We start from the raw sequence: 1,587 nt of genomic DNA, 5'->3' as shown, positions 1-1,587 counted from the left end.
CCTTCGCGACGGCCGCCGCCAGCAGCATCCAGCCCGGCGACTGCCCGTGCGACTGGTGCGGGCAGGGCGGCAGCGACCCCATCGACCCGCAGGACGGCGAGTAGCCGCGCCGGCCAGCAGCACACCCACCGCAGCTAGACCACCCTCCCGTCTGACCAACCGAGGAGTACCGCCATGCCCGAAACCACCTGGCCCACCGGCGTCATCGCCCGCCACCTGACCGTCGGGGGCGCGACTGTCGACATCGTTGAGAAGGCCGTCGAGTACACCGAGGGCGAGACCGGATTCGGCCCGATCGGCAACGGCTACTCCGGATACCGGCAGCCCACGGAACTCGTCGACATCACGCTCACCGCGTCGTGCTCCGGCTGCACCGCCATCGACGAGAAGAAGTTCACCGGCATTTACGCATACGCCCGAAGGGGATTCCTGGACGAGCTGAAGCCCTGGCAGAGCCCCAAGACCTGGGCCCAGAAGCACGCCGAGACCTGCCGCGCCATGCCCCGTCCGATGGGGGCCTGAGCCATGAGCACCGTCCTCGACGTCATCGCGGTCCTGGTTCTGGCGGCCTCGCTGTGGCAGCTCATCGGCTACTTCCGCTGGCAGTACCTGGAGTGCACCGAGTGCGGCATGACGATGCGCTTCCGCTGCGTCAGCCGCACCGAGGAGCAGACCCTGACCGCTCGCATGCAGCAGCACGTCGACACCCATCGCAGCTAGACCCCACCTCCTGGGCCGGCCGCCGTGCCGGCCTCAACCGAAAGGACCACCATGGGTTTCTTCCGTGACAAGGCTGTCGAGATGAAGGCCGCGATCGACTCCGGCGACATGGAGCGTGCAGCGGACGCCATCATCTACGCGATGCGTGAGGGCGGCTCCGACCGCGCCGAGACCCTCGCGAAGATGACGGACGAGCTGCTGCGTGAGCAGGGCCGCAGCTGATGTTCACCGGCACCCCCGAGGAACTGAACCGGCTCGAGACGCAGGCCCGCAACATTGCCGGCCGGATCGCCATGCTGCTCGACGACCTTGAGGCCCTCGGCCTCGGCAACGCCTCCGGCCAGATCCACACCCCCGGCGGCATCATCCGCCAGCAGCCTGGCCGCGGCTGGGTCGTCACCGACCGCTAAACCCCGCCCCATCCCGCCTGACCGGCGAAGGAGCACCACCATGCCCTTGCCCGACTGGATGTACAGCCAGCTTGCTGCCCGCGGACTCCGACCCTGCGGGCACCCTCAAACCGACCACCCCAGCGACGACTGCCCGTCCTGCTCAGGCCACCGGGACGACAACCTCCCCCAGCAGGACTGACCCACCCTCCCGCTCAGACCACTGGAAGGACCACCGTCATGCCCACCGGCCTGATCACCGAGCTGGAACTGAACCGCGTGGACGCCGCCGTGGCCGCCGCCCGCGCGCTCATCGACCAGTACCGGATCGCCCTCCGCCGTGGTGACGAGCTCGGGATGCGCCGCTACGCCGCACTCGCCGCCGACCACGACCTGCTCTACCCCGACTCCCCGATCTCCGCCGAGATCGACGGCCTCCACACGCCCGCCACCGACATCGCCGCCTAACAGCCGGCAC

Annotated in this window: 5 protein-coding genes; all 5 read left to right on the top strand. The window is 69.3% G+C overall.

Translation table 11 applies throughout. The annotated features are described in order from the left end of the window. The first annotated feature begins 174 nt into the window (after window positions 1–174). Window positions 175–522 carry a hypothetical protein gene (locus ABD191_RS28695; protein ID WP_030901071.1) on the top strand — a complete coding sequence of 116 codons (348 nt, stop codon included), beginning with the start codon at window positions 175–177 and terminating at the stop codon, window positions 520–522. A gap of 3 nt (window positions 523–525) precedes the next feature. Next, window positions 526–720: a hypothetical protein gene (locus ABD191_RS28690; RefSeq protein WP_030901068.1), complete on the top strand. Its 195-nt coding sequence runs from the start codon at window positions 526–528 to the stop codon at window positions 718–720. Between the two features lie 51 nt (window positions 721–771). Beyond that, window positions 772–942, top strand: a complete 171-nt coding sequence (locus ABD191_RS28685; RefSeq protein WP_157854930.1) for a hypothetical protein — start codon at window positions 772–774, stop codon at window positions 940–942. After that, a complete protein-coding gene (locus ABD191_RS28680) occupies window positions 942–1,130 on the top strand; it encodes a hypothetical protein (RefSeq protein ID WP_030901065.1) in 189 nt (62 codons plus the stop codon). Before ABD191_RS28685 ends, ABD191_RS28680 begins: the two co-directional genes overlap by 1 nt. A gap of 219 nt (window positions 1,131–1,349) precedes the next feature. Further along, complete coding sequence (locus tag ABD191_RS28675) at window positions 1,350–1,577, top strand: hypothetical protein (RefSeq protein WP_344089014.1); 228 nt, start codon at window positions 1,350–1,352, stop codon at window positions 1,575–1,577. Window positions 1,578–1,587: the final 10 nt, after the last annotated feature.

Origin of the sequence: Luedemannella helvata (assembly GCF_039528415.1) — a bacterium.
Taxonomy (GTDB): Bacteria; Actinomycetota; Actinomycetes; order Mycobacteriales; family Micromonosporaceae; genus Luedemannella; species Luedemannella helvata.
Note: the sequence above shows the minus strand (reverse complement) of the source record. Positions and strands in the feature narration are given on the sequence as shown.